General features: G+C 32.8%; 15 protein-coding genes. 9 read left to right on the top strand and 6 right to left on the bottom strand.

Going from position 1 to position 15,402, the window contains the following annotated elements:
* Window positions 1-181 precede the first annotated feature (181 nt).
* Window positions 182-1,516, top strand: coding sequence for a tRNA (N(6)-L-threonylcarbamoyladenosine(37)-C(2))-methylthiotransferase MtaB (gene mtaB / locus QWY99_RS14425; protein ID WP_290266284.1), 1,335 nt, complete (start codon window positions 182-184; stop codon window positions 1,514-1,516).
* 335 nt (window positions 1,517-1,851) lie between these two features.
* On the opposite strand, the gene QWY99_RS14420 is transcribed toward mtaB, so the two are convergent.
* Window positions 1,852-2,568 (bottom strand): 3-ketoacyl-ACP reductase, encoded by a 717-nt coding sequence (locus QWY99_RS14420; RefSeq protein WP_290266283.1) that lies wholly within the window; start codon window positions 2,566-2,568, stop codon window positions 1,852-1,854.
* 254 nt (window positions 2,569-2,822) lie between these two features.
* Here QWY99_RS14420 and QWY99_RS14415 point away from each other — a divergent pair, with 254 nt between their 5' ends.
* A complete protein-coding gene (locus tag QWY99_RS14415; RefSeq protein ID WP_290266282.1) occupies window positions 2,823-3,668 on the top strand; it encodes a L,D-transpeptidase in 846 nt (281 codons plus the stop codon).
* A 61-nt stretch (window positions 3,669-3,729) separates the two neighbouring features.
* Here QWY99_RS14415 and QWY99_RS14410 read toward each other — a convergent pair whose 3' ends face one another.
* The 4 genes from QWY99_RS14410 to QWY99_RS14395 all read right to left on the bottom strand — a co-directional run bounded on the left by QWY99_RS14410 (window position 3,730) and on the right by QWY99_RS14395 (window position 5,987).
* Window positions 3,730-4,317 (bottom strand): LURP-one-related family protein, encoded by a 588-nt coding sequence (locus tag QWY99_RS14410; protein WP_290266281.1) that lies wholly within the window; start codon window positions 4,315-4,317, stop codon window positions 3,730-3,732.
* Between the two features lie 87 nt (window positions 4,318-4,404).
* Window positions 4,405-4,650 (bottom strand): hypothetical protein, encoded by a 246-nt coding sequence (locus tag QWY99_RS14405; RefSeq protein WP_290266280.1) that lies wholly within the window; start codon window positions 4,648-4,650, stop codon window positions 4,405-4,407.
* A 72-nt stretch (window positions 4,651-4,722) separates the two neighbouring features.
* Window positions 4,723-5,031, bottom strand: a complete 309-nt coding sequence (locus tag QWY99_RS14400; protein ID WP_290266279.1) for a hypothetical protein — start codon at window positions 5,029-5,031, stop codon at window positions 4,723-4,725.
* 119 nt (window positions 5,032-5,150) lie between these two features.
* Window positions 5,151-5,987: a DUF6929 family protein gene (locus tag QWY99_RS14395; RefSeq protein WP_290266278.1), complete on the bottom strand. Its 837-nt coding sequence runs from the start codon at window positions 5,985-5,987 to the stop codon at window positions 5,151-5,153.
* 55 nt (window positions 5,988-6,042) lie between these two features.
* Here QWY99_RS14395 and QWY99_RS14390 point away from each other — a divergent pair, with 55 nt between their 5' ends.
* From QWY99_RS14390 to QWY99_RS14375, 4 genes are all read left to right on the top strand, one after another.
* The gene (locus tag QWY99_RS14390; RefSeq protein ID WP_290266277.1) at window positions 6,043-6,210 is read left to right on the top strand and encodes a hypothetical protein; all 168 of its coding nucleotides are present in this window, start codon (window positions 6,043-6,045) and stop codon (window positions 6,208-6,210) included.
* Window positions 6,197-7,078, top strand: a complete 882-nt coding sequence (locus QWY99_RS14385; protein WP_290266276.1) for a PPK2 family polyphosphate kinase — start codon at window positions 6,197-6,199, stop codon at window positions 7,076-7,078. The genes QWY99_RS14390 and QWY99_RS14385 overlap by 14 nt, the downstream gene beginning before the upstream one ends.
* Before the next feature lie 198 nt (window positions 7,079-7,276).
* Window positions 7,277-8,734 carry a PhoX family protein gene (locus QWY99_RS14380; RefSeq protein ID WP_290266275.1) on the top strand — a complete coding sequence of 486 codons (1,458 nt, stop codon included), beginning with the start codon at window positions 7,277-7,279 and terminating at the stop codon, window positions 8,732-8,734.
* 95 nt (window positions 8,735-8,829) lie between these two features.
* Window positions 8,830-10,608: a cytochrome-c peroxidase gene (locus tag QWY99_RS14375; RefSeq protein ID WP_290266274.1), complete on the top strand. Its 1,779-nt coding sequence runs from the start codon at window positions 8,830-8,832 to the stop codon at window positions 10,606-10,608.
* A gap of 345 nt (window positions 10,609-10,953) precedes the next feature.
* Here QWY99_RS14375 and QWY99_RS14370 read toward each other — a convergent pair whose 3' ends face one another.
* A complete protein-coding gene (locus QWY99_RS14370) occupies window positions 10,954-11,466 on the bottom strand; it encodes a hypothetical protein (RefSeq protein ID WP_290266273.1) in 513 nt (170 codons plus the stop codon).
* A 194-nt stretch (window positions 11,467-11,660) separates the two neighbouring features.
* Between QWY99_RS14370 and QWY99_RS14365 the strand changes: the two genes are divergently transcribed.
* The 3 genes from QWY99_RS14365 to QWY99_RS14355 all read left to right on the top strand — a co-directional run bounded on the left by QWY99_RS14365 (window position 11,661) and on the right by QWY99_RS14355 (window position 15,352).
* Window positions 11,661-13,046 (top strand): MATE family efflux transporter, encoded by a 1,386-nt coding sequence (locus QWY99_RS14365; RefSeq protein ID WP_290266272.1) that lies wholly within the window; start codon window positions 11,661-11,663, stop codon window positions 13,044-13,046.
* 91 nt (window positions 13,047-13,137) lie between these two features.
* A complete protein-coding gene (locus tag QWY99_RS14360; protein ID WP_129537524.1) occupies window positions 13,138-13,365 on the top strand; it encodes a DUF8828 family protein in 228 nt (75 codons plus the stop codon).
* A gap of 49 nt (window positions 13,366-13,414) precedes the next feature.
* Window positions 13,415-15,352: an LTA synthase family protein gene (locus tag QWY99_RS14355; RefSeq protein ID WP_290266271.1), complete on the top strand. Its 1,938-nt coding sequence runs from the start codon at window positions 13,415-13,417 to the stop codon at window positions 15,350-15,352.
* The last annotated feature ends 50 nt before the right edge of the window (window positions 15,353-15,402 follow it).

Raw genomic sequence — 15,402 nt, 5'->3', positions numbered from 1 at the left:
AAGTAAAATGATTATGGCTTTTTTTGGTATTTTTTTGAGAAAATAAATGTTCCTGCAATTCAAAATATTGATATATAGCTTATTATTGATTTCGTTTTAAAAAATATTGTACGTAAATTTGCAAACTCTTTTGTAAAGAGGTAAATTATAATAAATACTACTTAAAACGTAGTTTATTGCCATGGAAAATAGAAAAAAAGTTGCTTTTTATACGTTGGGATGTAAGCTGAATTTTTCAGAAACGTCTACAATTGCTAGAAATTTTAATGAGGAAGGTTTCGATCGTGTCGATTTTGAAGATGTTGCTGATATATATGTGATCAATACATGTTCGGTTACCGAGAATGCTGATAAGCAGTTTAAGCAGGTTGTTAAGAAAGCAATGAAACTTAATGATAAAGCATTTGTTGCTGCTGTGGGTTGTTATGCCCAACTTAAACCCGAAGAATTAGCATCTGTAGATGGTGTTGATTTGGTTTTGGGAGCTACCGAAAAGTTTAAAATCACGGATTATATCAATGATTTGAGCAAAAATGATATGGGAGAAGTACATTCTTGCGAAATTTCGGAAGCCGATTTTTACGTAGGAAGTTATTCTATTGGTGACAGAACTCGTGCTTTCTTAAAAGTGCAAGACGGTTGCGATTACAAATGTACGTATTGTACAATTCCGCTTGCTAGAGGAATTTCTCGTAGTGATGCTTTGGAGAATGTATTGCAAAATGCTAAAGAAATTGCCGCTCAGGATATTAAAGAAATTGTTTTAACAGGAGTTAATATTGGGGATTACGGAAAAGGGGAATTCGGAAATAAAAAACACGAACACACTTTTCTTGATTTAGTACAAGCTCTAGATAAAGTAGAGGGAGTTGAGCGTTTAAGAATTTCTTCGATTGAACCGAATTTATTGAAAAATGAAACAATTGAGTTTGTATCAAAAAGCAGAACGTTTGTACCACACTTTCATATTCCGTTGCAATCAGGAAGTAATGATATTCTTAAATTAATGAAGCGTCGTTACCTACGTGAAGTGTACACAGAGCGAGTAAATAAGATTCGTGAAGTTATGCCACATGCTTGTATTGGTGTTGATGTAATTGTTGGATTTCCTGGTGAAACTGATGAGCATTTCCTTGAGACATATCATTTCTTAAACGAAATGGACATCTCTTATTTACATGTTTTTACATATTCTGAACGTGATAATACAGAAGCGGCTAATATGCCAGGAATTGTGGCTGCAAATGTGCGTTCAAAGCGCAGTAAGATGCTACGCGGATTGTCGGTTAAAAAGCGTCGTGCTTTTTACGAGAGTCAGTTAGGTGCTAATAAAACAGTACTCTTTGAAAGCGAAAATAAAGAAGGTTATATTCACGGTTTTACAGAGAATTACGTAAAAGTTAAAACGCCTTGGAATCCTGAATTAATAAATACATTACACGAAATCAATTTGACTACTATTGATGAAGATGGAAGTGTTCGTTTGGAATTCTTAAACAAACTGGCAGAAGCTTAGAAAAATATAAGAAGTAAGACAGAAAGAGATTTAGATATAAAAATATCAAATTGAGCGAAGTCGGAATTAGTATACAATAATAAAACCCCTTTTGCGAGGGGTTTTATTATATGTATATTTAACTCATTGAGTACAAAAAAAGCTATTTAACACATAGTGACATAGTTCTGATAGCTCTAGGAATAGAATTGATAATCAAAAGTTGATTCAAGAAAAATATTTTTTTCACATAGCTTTATGTGATTTATTTTAAGTGAAACGTCTTTCTTTAGATTTTAATGATCTATGTTTCTATGTGTTAGATAATTATAGGTAACAGTAATACTTAAATTTAATTAAGGATTTGTAGACCAAATACTGCTGTTTTTTATAAAAACTCTGCGGTTTAATTTTAACTGTGCAATGATTAGTTCTGCGATATCTTCAGATTGCATTACTTTTTCAGGATTACCATCAGTTAGTTTTAATTCTTTTGCCATATCAGTTGCTACCGTACTTGGTGTTAAAGCTGTAACACGAATGTTGTGCTTTCTCATTTCTTGCATTAAAGAATCTGTTAATCCTAATACAGCAAATTTTGAAGCACTGTAGGCACTAGTTAATGCATTTCCGTTTAAACCAGCTGTTGAAGAAATATTGATAATATCTCCAGTTTGGTTTTCAATCATATTTGGTAATACGGCACGAGTTACATAATAAATACCCATTAAGTTTACTTGGATGATTCTTTCCCAAGCTGCTGGTTCTAAATCTAAGAAATTACCAAAGGCAGCGATTCCTGCATTGTTAATTAAGATATCGATAGTTTTAAATTCGGCTAATGCTTTTTCTACAGCACTGTTTACAGAATTAATATCTGCAACATCAGCAGTAATTGCTAATGATTTTACACCAAGTGCATTTATTTCGGTTGCAACAGCATCAATATCAGCTTGAGTTCTTGCCATCAAAATTACATTTACACCTTCTTTGGCTAATGCAATTGCAACTGCTTTTCCGATTCCTTTTCCTGCACCAGTAATAAGTGCATTTTTATTTTTTAGATTGCTCATACTCGTTATTTTTATGTACTGTAAAATACAATTTGTTTAATATAGTTTGTTATACAAAAATACTTATTTCAACTGTGAAAAGTGCTTTTTAGAAGGATTGTTAATATAAAATTAACTGGATTTGGTTCTTTTAAAATACTATTACGTTTTCGGTTTTATTTTTATTGATATCTTTAAATAAAGAAACTTATTGAGATAATTATGTAATGCTTTTTTGTATTGAATTGGCCAAATTTGTAATAAACACATCTATTATGAAAAAAGTACTTCTTATTTTAACAATAGCCACTGTGCTATTCTCATGTAAAAAGAATGAGCCCCCCGAGATAAAAGAAATGCAAATAAGAGAAAAACCTACTTCTATTTCTTATCATGTAGAAAACAGAAAAGATTGGTTGAAAGCGAATGCTACTGATGCTACGCAGCTAGATATTCTTATTGCAGTTAATCGAACTGATATGGCCAATTTTACCAAAATGGATTCTATTTTGGTTCCTTCGGACTTAAAAGGCGAGCTAGAGGACTATCTTCCGTTTCCGTTGACAGTTCCTTATTTGAAAGATGTAGATAAGGTTTTGTTTTTTTCTTATCCATCGCAAACCTTCGCTGCATATGAGAAAGGGCAATTGGTATATACAGGGCCTACTAATATGGGACGAAAAAAGGACCCGACACCAACTGGGCTTTTTTATACCAATTGGAAAGCAGAGGAAACGGTAAGCACCTTTAACGATGAGTGGGAATTAAAATGGAATTTTAATATAGAAAATAAGAAAGGCGTTGGGTTTCACCAATATGCTTTACCTGGGTATCCTGCTTCGCATTCTTGCTTGCGACTTCAGGAAAAAGATGCGCGTTATCTTTATGATTGGGCAGATCAATGGGTTCTTGCTGATAAGGAAAATATAAAGGTAAAAGGGACTCCTGTAATCGTTTTTGGAAGTTATGATTTTGATGGAAAGAAGCCTTGGTTGCAATTAGCTAAAAACCCTAAGGCTTTGGAGATTACTTCAGAAGAAATAGAAAAAGAAGTTAAACCTTTCTTAGAAAAGATTCTATTAGAGCAAAAGAATAGGGAAGAGTATAACAGTAGTAAATAATAAAAAAAGCCACGAATCCTTATTCTTGAAGGATATCGTGGCTTCTGTATTTTGGTATTAGTTATTCTTTTAGTACCATATCGATACACATTACCGCTGCTAAAATAAGCTGTCTTGAACTATCATCCTGTGCAACTGTATTTTCTATTTGAAGCACATAATTATCGGCGCTAGTAAAGAATTCTTTCCCGATTCCGGCCCATTTTTTATTTACTTGTCCAAGCATTTTGGTGTCTTTGGTAAATTTAAAATCCCAACCTGTCCATTTTCCTTGTAGTGTACAAACGGGTCTTTCGTTTTTGTCTAAAATTTCAAATTTCCCTCCAATAGAAAGTAATTTTTGTTTGAATGTTCCAATTAAACGTTCTTTTTCGTCAAAAACCTGAACTGTAGAACGGAAGATTGCTACGCCACGTTTTATATTGATTATTTTCTCTCCTGCTGGTGTTGCAATTTCGATATTAAAAGGTGTTGCTCTTTTAAAATCTGTAAAACGTAATACTTTGGTGAAAAAGCCTAGATCTTTTTCTCGGCAATTCATTATTAGTTCATTGTTTTCTGGATTGTAGATATCATAGTTATTTGCAGCTTTGAACATCCCGACGTGTTCTTTTACTAGAAATAGATTTTGATTCAAAATTGGGTTCATTCTAATTATTTAAAGTTAATTTATAAATTGTTTGTTTTCTATTAGGATAGAGTGTTTTAAAATATGATTTATTTGGTTCTATATTATTTATTCTTCGAAACAAATATCATTGTAAAAAGTAACGATTTCTTCAATATCGCTAAAAAGCCATTTATCTCCTTTTAATTTTTTAACGATAAAATCACAATCCGCGAAAAATTTAGAAGTGTTTCTTCTCCAGGAATTGATTACGCCACAATTTAGACAAGTTGGATAGGTATCTTTCTCTTTTTTAACATAATAAAATACGGGGACATCTCTGGATTGGAAATGTTGCCCATCAATGTTTGTCATGTAAGTTTGTGTTTCATCATGCGGATTTGATATTTGATCAACAAGGCTGTAATCTGAACCTAGTTTTTTATATTAGGTCGCTTCTCCTTTTGTGATTGTCTCCAATAGTTTAGGTTTATCTATCGAGCTTAATGTCACATATTCAAAGGTTCTTCTTATTTCAAAGCCAAGGAATGTGATTTTTTTAATGTGTTCATAATCCCATGTGTCGGCTTTATCATCAGGTGAAATTTTAAATTTTATTTTATTGAATTTTAGCATCGCAAAACCTTCAATAGAATCACCATTTTTAAAGTATATTATCGCCTCTTGTGTTTGAGAATAGCTTTTAAAGCTGATAAGGAATAAGATAATTATAATGCTTTTATAAATTTGTTTCATTTTTTAAGACTCTTGGCAATAGAAGAGTAGCCTTTGATGTTTTAGTTTTTTTTTAACTAAGAATTACATGAATTATTTTATCTATGAATCTTTGTCGTTTTGAGTCTTTAATCTATAAATCATTTTGAAGGTATAGTTAATTTATAAATGGTTGTTTTTAAATCGTCTGTATCATTGTCTTCGCAAAGTAAAAATTCGATTTGATTGTTTGATTTTTTATACAATGTCAATCCTTCGAATTTGTTTGTTGAGGTGATTTTTTTTGTATAATCTATTTTCATGGTTTTAAGATCTATTCGACCAATGAAGCTCCCTAATATTTCTCCATCATTATAAGTAGATTCTGTATCTTCGGCTGTAGCCAAAAAGTAAATTTTATTGTCAACAAGAATAGCATCGGTAAAACTGCTTCGGACTCCTTTTATTTTTGGGAGTTTATAATCTACAGCAATAAGACTGAATTCTTCTCCTAAGCTCTTGGCATGTATGGTGAATATGGCATTTTTATTTGTTTTTCCGTTTCCACGATTGAATAAGTACCAGTTTTCTCCATTGAAGATGGCGCCTTCGAGATTAAAATCTTCTGGTTTTATATTGGAGAAATTTTGCATTACGGCATAAAAATCGGTTAGATTGTTTGTTGCAATTTTGGTTTTTGACTTTAAATCGAATTCTATCATTTTGTTTCTTTGATCGGTTGAACCAGAACCAAAAATGTAAAGGGTATCATTATGATTTGTGATGGATTCAAAATCGGGCTTTAGATTTTTTGCAATGTTTTCGGTTGGATTTGCAATTAGTTCATGCTTTTTTAAATCGGTATTATCGATGTTGTATTCATATAAATAACCGCTATTGTCTCCAATTATGAATAGTGCGTTGTCTTGATATAGTAGTCCTGATGCCGAACCGATTCCTATGATTTGGAATAAGATTTCGAGTGTGAATTTTTCCATGATTGTTGTTTTGATTCTGTTGTTTTAGCCCCGATTGAAATGAAAATAGTTTGAAATGAAATTGTTGTTTTTTCTTGAAGGAATAGAGCGACCTGCGGAAGCTCCTGTTACTTTATTAGAAAAAAGCAATTTACTGAAAAGTATTGTAATGCAAAGCGGGAAAAAGCTGACCAAAAATAGTATATTTACTTTAATTAAAACGATGAAATATGAAATCAATTGACCCAAAGAATTTTAAAGTTGTTGATAAAATTAAATTATCAAATATTCCTACTTTGTTGGATATCGATGCCGACGAGAAGGAGAAGGAAGTTAAGCTGGATAAGGTGCAAGCCAAATTAAGTAAACTGCAGGATGTTATGTATGCTCACAATAGATACGGAGTTTTGATTTGTTTGCAGGGAATGGATACTTCTGGGAAGGATAGTTTGATTCGTGAAGTGTTTAAGGAGTTTAATCCGCGTGGGGTTGTGGTTCATAGCTTTAAAACGCCTAATTCGAGTGAATTGGAACATGATTATTTATGGAGACATTATCTTGCTTTGCCCGAAAAAGGAAAGTATGCGATTTTTAATCGTACGCATTACGAGAATGTTTTGGTTACTCGTGTGCATCCTGAGTTTATATTAAATGAGAATTTACCTGGAATTGAGAAGGTAGAAGATATTCCTGAGCATTTTTGGAAAGATAGAATTGACCAAATCAATAATTTTGAAAGACATATTACTCAAAATGGAACTATTGTTTTTAAGTTTTACATGCATTTAAGTAAAGAAGAGCAACGCCAACGTTTATTGCGCCGACTGGAGAAGGAGAAACACAATTGGAAGTTTTCGCTATCTGATTTGAAAGAAAGAGGACATTGGGAGGAATATATGCAGTATTATGAGGAGGCTATAAATAAGACTTCAACTAAAGACGCTCCTTGGTACATTATTCCAGCTGACGATAAAGAAATGGCGCGTTATATCGTGGCTAAGATTATTTGGGAGGTAATGGAAAAACATACTGATATTAAAGAACCTGAACTCGATGAGAAGATAAAGGATAATATTAAAATGTATGAACAACAGTTAAAAAACGAGTCTTAGAAATAAGGCTCTTTTTTTTGGTTTGATGTTATTGCAAGTTTATGAATGTTTTGGATTACTAATTTAATGTTAATTTTTTTAGGGTTTGTTACCGTTTTTTGATTGGAGTATTGTTTTTTTGATAATATCTAAGTCATTTTAAGTTAAAGAGTGGGGATTTACTTTGCTAAAAAAAATATAAACCAACTTTTACTAAAAATGAAAAGAATTATTTTACCCCTAATTATTCTAGGATCGTTAATTACATCATGTAATAATGACTCTAAAGATCAAGAGGAAGTAGCAACATCTAGTGTTGTATTAAAAGACCAATCTGTTACGCCAAGTTTATTGAAAGCGAAAGCAGGTTTTGAAAACTTAAAGATTTATTCTCTTTTTAGTTCTGATGATGTTTTTCCGGATAGTCCAAAGTTTGTTTTTGGAGGTTCTGCTGATGGTTCTGGCTTGTTAAGAAATACAGATGGGACTTTTACTTTTTTGGTGAACAACGAAGACAATTTTGCGGTTTCTAGAATTACTCTTGACAAAACATTCAAACCTACTAAAGGGGAATATTTGTTAAATTCTAGTGGAGGAACTTGGAGATTATGTGGTGCTACAATGGCTACACCTGCAGAACATGGTTTTGGACCTTTATATTTAACTTGTGGAGAGTCTGGAGAAGAGTCTCGTACGCATGCATTAGATCCTAATGGTAGTGTGGGTTCTGCATCGGTATCTAAAGAATTAGCTGGTTTTGGTCGTTTAAGTGCCGAAAATGCGTTGCCTCTGCGTACAGGAGCTTACAAAGGTAAAACGGTTGTTGTAATTGGCGATGATGACTCTGGAACTTACGGAGGTCAGGTTTTTATGTATGTGTCTAATACGGTAGGTGATTTATCTGGTGGTTCTTTATATATGTTGAAAAGAAATGACGATAACCAAAGAGAGAAAGATATGGATGTTAGTAAAACATATCCTGTTTCTTTTGTGAAAATCGATAATCATAAAACGCTAACTGGAGCTCAAATTAATGCATCGGTAAATACGTTGAAAGCTATTAAATTTGGTCGTGTAGAAGATTTAGATTACCGTAAAGGTGGAGGTACTGCTGACCGCGAATTGTATTTTAATGTTACTGGACAAAACACAACAGGAACTAATGCAGATGGTTCTAGAACAAAATATGGTAGAGTTTATAGATTGAACCTTGATGCAGCTGATCCATTAAAAGGAACGCTAGAGGTTATTCTTGATGGTGATAACCGTTCTGGAATTGCTGGTAAATTTCAAAATCCAGATAATATCTGTGTAACTAAAAACTTTGTTTACGTTCAGGAAGATGCAAACGGATATGGCGATGAAACTCACGATGCTTACATTTATCAATACAATATTGCAACAAAAGATTTAAAAGTTGTAGTTGAATTAGATCACCGTCGTACGCAAGCGGATGCTGCTAAGTATAACGTAGGAGGGATGTCTAAATTTGGAGATTGGGAATATGGTGCTTTAATCGATGTCTCTGAGCAAGTTGGTATCGAAGATACTTTTATGTTAAGCGTTCAGCCACATAGCTGGACTGGCAATAAATACAAAGGTGTTGATGGGGGAACTAACCGCCCTAATGAGCAACAAGCAAGTCAAATCTTAGTTCTTAAAGGTTTAGCAAGATAAATTTTAAGTAATTATAAAACAGCTATCCACTACTTCAAATTGAGGTAGTGGTTTCTGTTTTTCTGAATATTCCTCTTTATAATCGGTATTAAATCATGAAAAAAATATATTGTTTGTTGTTGCTAGTAGCATTTGTTGCCTGTCAGAAAAAAAACAAACATCAAGAAGTAAATGAATTGTTTAAAGCAGATATTACTTTATTGATTCAAAAAGTTGCCAAGCTTAAATATTCGGTTCAATCAGACTCAACCGAAGCACAAATTCAAAGACAATTTCTAGAAGCGCATGAAAGTTATAAGAAAGTTGAAATGATTAGTGAATATTATGCGCCTACAGTTTCTAAAGCCATCAATGGCCCTGCAATACCAGAGTTTGAAGAAAATGATAAGGTAACAGTGCCACCTGAGGGGTTTCAGGTTATCGAAGAATTAATTTTTCCTAAATACAATGTGAGTAGTAAGAGAGAATTAGTTCAAGAATTGGGAGTTCTTGCTGCTAACTTAACTCGTTTAGAAAAGGTTGCGAGTACTACAGAGTTAACAGATGCACATGTTTTTGATGCTATGCGATTGCAAGTCTATCGTATAATTACCATGGGAATTACAGGATTTGATTCGCCTGTTGTTTTTAATTCAATCCCTGAAGCTTTGGTGTCTTTAGAAACGATAGAAAAATATTATCGTGTTTTTATAACAGATAAGAAAGTTACAAACGCTAAAGAAGTTCTTACTATTTTAGAGAAAGGGAAAAACTATTTAAAAACAAATACCAATTTTAATGCTTTTGATCGTGCTTTTTTTATCAGAGAAATTGCTAATCCATTAAGTAGGGGACTTTATAAATCCCAAATTGAATTAGGGATTCCGTTTATGAAAGAAACGAAAGGCTTGAAACCAACTGCTCAAACTATCTTTGATGCAACTGCATTTGATGCAGAAGCTTTTTCGGGGTTTCCTGATTATAAAACAACGCCTGAGAAAATTACTTTGGGTAAAAAACTATTTAATGATCCTATTTTATCTGGGAACAACACTCGTTCTTGTGCTTCATGCCACCATGAAGAGAAGGCTTTTACGGATGGATTGGAACGAGCAGTTTCTTTAGACGGAAAATCGTTGCTTCAGCGTAATACACCAACTCTAGCTAATATCGCTTTTCAGCGTGTGTTTTTCTCTGATTCTCGAGTAAGTTATCTCGAAGATCAGGCAATAGCAGTTATCAAAAATGAAAATGAAATGCATGGGTCTTTGGAGAAATCGGCATTGGCGATTCAAAAAGATACTACGTATGTGAAAGAGTTTAAAAAAGCATTTCCAAAAGGTGAAATAAATGAATTTGAAATAAAAAATGCTTTGGCATCGTACATTCGTTCTTTGAGTAATTATGACTCTAAATTTGATCGTTATATGCAAAACAAAGGCACTTTTACTGCTGATGAAAAAGCTGGTTTTAATTTGTTTGCTGGTAAAGCCAAATGTGCAACCTGCCATTTTATTCCGCTTACAAACGGAACTGTTCCGCCTAATTTTGATAAGTCAGAAAGTGAAGTATTGGGTACGCCAAATAAAAACAAAACGCTTGATGGAGATTTAGGCAAGTTTGTAGTAACCCAAGCAGCAATTCATAAGCATTCGTTTAAAACACCTACGATAAGAAATATCGAACTTACCGCTCCTTATATGCATAACGGCGTTTATAATACTTTGGAAGAAGTTGTTGATTTTTATAATGATGGTGGAGGCATAGGTTTAGGATTTGACCTTCCGAATCAAACTTTGCCTGAGGATAAATTGAACTTAACCGAAATTGAAAAGAAACAACTTATTGCTTTTATGAAAACATTGACTGATGCTAGGTATTTAAAGAGAGGATAGAGGAAAGATTATAGAGGAAAGATTATAGAGGAAAGATTATAGAGGAAAGATTATAGAGGAAAGATTATAGAGGAAAGATTATAGAGGAAAGATTATAGAGGAAAGATTATAGAGGAAAGATTATAGAGGAAAGATTATTGAGGAAAGATTATTGAGGAAAGATTAGAGAGGAAAGAAGAAGGATGAGGTGGGTTGATGTATGGTGTAGAGTAAAGGCTATAAGTGCTTTTGGCAGTAGTTTGTATTGTTGCTTTTATTGATATTAAACGATTTTTCTCCTTTACAGTAAATTATGTAAACTAAAAAAGCCTTTCGTAAGAAAGGCTTTTTAATGAATAGTGTCTTTTACAATTTAAATCCGTATGCTAATCGCAATGCAACTTGATTCGTGTTGAATTTTGTGTAATCTTCATATCGCACACTTATATCAACATATTTATTAGCATACCCAATTCCTGGTGCCCATAAAAAAGTAGTGTCGTTGTATCCGTTTGTTACTGCAAAACCTGCGCCCACTTCGCCCATTACATAAAACTGATCTTCCCAGATAAAAGCTTTAAAACCACCTTTTGCAGGAATGAATCCGATGTCTTTTAAGTCCTGCTTATTAACAAATAAATTAGTAAAACCCGTTGTTAAGGTTAAGGATGTTTTTTTTGATAAATCATACTGTAATCGAACATCACCACCTAAAGACCAGCTATAGGCTTTATTTGTCGGAATTCCACCATTTAAACCAAATCCTAAACGAAAACCTTGATCATAGTTTTTTATTTCAGTTGTTTGTGCCGTTGCAGAAGTATATATAATTGCAAAAACGGCAATTAATAGCATTTTTAAATTGATTGTCTTTTTCATAATATCAGATGTTTTAGTTTATTAATGATGTAAAAGTAGTTCTAGGGTACAGCGAGAGCGTTATATAATTATCAGGTTTTATTATATAATATTTAGGTTATCAATTAATTGAATAATAAATAGGGTTATAAATTGAATAATAGGGAAAGAATTGAAAGCTTCTAATTATCTTTGCACACTTAAAAAAACACAAAGTGAACTTTTCTCAATACACAAAAGAATTTTCTTATAATTTAAAATTAGCTTATCCCATAATATTGGGGATGGTTGGGCATACCCTTATTGGTATTGTCGATAACATAATGGTAGGAAAATTAGGAAGCACAGAACTAGCGGCAGTTTCGCTAGGAAACAGCATGATTTTTATTGCAATGTCATTAGGAATTGGTTTCTCGACCGCAATAACTCCTATAGTTGCCGAAGGCGATGCCGAGAAGAACCCTGATAAAATCCGTGGTGCATTTCATCATGGATTGTTTTTGTGCACAGTTTTAGGGCTAATGCTTTTTGGAGTAATTGTTTTAGCAAAGCCAATAATGGAATTACTACAACAACCTGCGGATGTAATTGCACTTGCTAAACCATATCTTGACTGGGTAGCTTTTTCATTGATTCCTTTAATCATGTATCAAGGATACAAGCAATTTGCTGATGGGCTTTCGCTTACAAAATACTCGATGTATGCTATGGTTATGGCAAACGTATTGCACGTTGGTATAAACTATTTGCTTATTTATGGTATCTGGATTTTTCCAAAGATGGGAATTGTTGGAGCAGCTCTAGGAACTGTAATTTCAAGAATATTTTTGGTAATGTTCATGCATATTATGATTTCTAGAAGAGCCGAATTAAAACGTTATTTCCAAGGTTTTAGTTTTGACCAAATCAAAAAAGAAACACTTAAAAAAATTATAAGTATAGGATTTCCTTCTGCCATGCAAATGCTTTTTGAAGTTGTATTGTTTACCGCATCAATCTGGTTGTGTGGTAATATTGGAAAAACTAGTCAGGCAGCAAATCAAATTGCGTTGAGTTTGGCTTCGATGACTTTTATGTTTGCTATGGGATTAAGTGTAACTTCGATGATTAGAGTTAGTAATCAAAGAGGACTAAATGATTATAAAAATCTTGTTGTAGTGGCACGTTCTATCTTTTTACTTGCTATCATAATCGAAACTGTTTTTGCAATTCTATTTGTTATATTCCATAATTACTTACCGCATATCTTCTTGAATATGGAAAATAGTGGACAAGTTCTAGATAATACAGAAGTAATCGCAATAGCGTCAAAATTACTTTTGATAGCAGCAGTTTTTCAAATTTCTGACGGAATTCAAGTTGTTGTTCTGGGAGCTTTACGTGGATTGCAAGATGTTAAAGTGCCAATGTATATTACATTTGTAGCCTATTGGATCATCGGATTTCCTATCTCATACTATTTAGCTGAATATACTGATTTAAAAGCAGAAGGTGTTTGGATAGGTCTTTTGGCAGGATTAACTGCAGCGGCTATATTTTTATATATTCGTTTTCATTATCTGACAAAAAAATTAATCAATAATTCAGTTTCAAATTCATAAATTTGAATCGTAATAAATGCAGACGAAGTAAATCTGTATAAAAAAAATAGTCTGCTTAGCAGATAAATAGAAAAATAAAACAAAAACAAAAATGGAATTACCTAAATTTTTACTTGGCGACAATACTGATTTCCCAGATGATATCTTTATTATTCATCTTGATTACCCAAGATTTATAATCAACTTAAAAGATGATGAGGTTGAGTTTATGGAAGAAGCAGAAGATCTTGATGAGGCTGAATTAAATGCAGAAATGGAAGGATTAATTGTTCTTGCGAATGAGTTCTATGATAGAGAAATAAAACTTTACGAAGAATAAACGCCTTTATTTAAAATTTTTTTTCAACACTTTCAAAAATCCTTATTAAATGAAAAAATTCGCTTTTTTAAAACCAATTTTTAATTTTATAGCAATTGGATTGCTAATTACTACATTAAGTCGAATATTTTTATTTTTTATATTTAAGGATAGAGTAGTTGAAACACCAAATTTCTGGTACATTTTCCCAATTGGGTTGCGAATGGACTTGATATTGCTTTGCTATTTGTCATTTCTTCCAGCGATTTTAGTGACTTTATTGCCTAATAGCTGTATCAAATTTACAAACAAGTTTTTGGTGGTTTATAGTTTCTTATTTCTGTTTCTGATTCTTTTTGTAGAATTAGCAACACCAGATTTTGTGAAACAATATGATACGCGTCCAAACAAGATATTCTTAGATTATTTGATATATCCTAGAGAAGTTGTAGGCATGCTTTTAAAAAGTTACTTAGTATCTATCATTGTTACTTTTGTAATCTTAGGAGTTGTAATCTATTTTGCTTTTAAGAAAGGACAAAAATATTTTCATACGCATCCAGCAGATTATAAATTCAAATTAATTGTATTCCCATTTGTAGCTTTTCTATTGTTCTTCGGAGCACGTTCAAGTCTTACCTCAAAGCGACCAATCAACGCAAGTAATGCTGTTTTCTCTACAGATCAGTTAACGAATACTTTAGGTTTAAATTCATTTTATACGGTAGCTTTTGCTGCTTACTCTATTAAGAATGAAGGAAACACTAAGATGTATGGTAAAATGGAAGAAGCTGAGGCTATTGCTCGTGTGAAAAAATACATGACAGTAAATCCTGCTGATTTTACAGATCCAGAAATTCCATTTCTACACATTCAAAATCCAGATACACTTTTAAAGCGACCATACAACTTGGTTATATTTTTACAAGAAAGTCTAGGAGCAGAATATGTTGGTATTTTAGGAGGTAAACCATTAACACCAGAATTTGATAAGCTTTCAAAAGAGGGATTGCTTTTTACAAATTTATACTGTACAGGAACGCGTAGTGTACGTGGGATTGAAGCTGTTGTTACAGGGTTTCTTCCTTCACCTTCAGAAAGTGTGGTGAAATTAGGAAACTCACAACAAGGATTTTTTACTTTGGCGGATGCCTTAAAACAAAAAGGATACGAAACGAGTTTCATCTACGGAGGAATGGCCAATTTTGATAATATGGCTTCTTTCTTTAATGGAAACGGATTTGAAGATATCGTAGATCAGGAAGATTTTGATAGCGATGGACATAAATACGCATTTAAAGGAACTTGGGGGTATTCTGATGAAGATTTGGTTGTTAAAGCAAATAATTATTTCAAAGGTAAAGGGGACAAACCATTCTTTTCATTGATGTTTTCTACTTCTAATCACGAACCGTTTGAGTATCCTGAAGGAAGAATTAAACCATACGATAAGAAACCAGCAACGGTTAATAACGCTATGAAATATGCCGATTTTTCGATTGGTAAATTCTTCGAAATGGCTAAAAAAGAAACGTATTTCAAAAACACAATTTTTATTGTAATTGCAGATCACAACACAAGAACATACGGAAAGAATTTAGTTCCAATAAACAAGTTTCATATCCCAGCTTTAATTTTGGGACCAGGAGTTCCTAAAGGGAAAGCATACGGTAAATTAGCAAGTCAGATTGATATTCCGCCTACTTTGTTAAGTTACATCGGTGCTCAGTTTGAAACGCCAATGGTCGGAAGAAATTTAACTCAAATTGGTCCAGATGTAAAAGGAAGATCAATTATGCAATTTAATGATATCAATGCTTTTAGAGTAGAGAATAAGGTTGTGATCATGCAACCAAATTTAAAACCATTGCAATTCGAAATTAAAAATGATACTACTTTAATTCCTGTTAAGCTAGACGAAGAACTTGCAAAAGATGCTTTGGCACACGTAGTAACTGCAGGGAATTTATATAAACAAAACAAGTATAAGCTTAGAAAGAAGAAGTAGTTTTTAAGTAGTTACTAAGATACTAAGGTTCTGAGGTACTAAGTTTGTTC

The organism is Flavobacterium branchiarum (assembly GCF_030409845.1).
GTDB lineage: Bacteria > Bacteroidota > Bacteroidia > Flavobacteriales > Flavobacteriaceae > Flavobacterium > Flavobacterium branchiarum.
The sequence above is the reverse complement of the archived record's forward strand: the minus strand, read 5'-3'. Positions and strand labels throughout refer to the sequence as shown.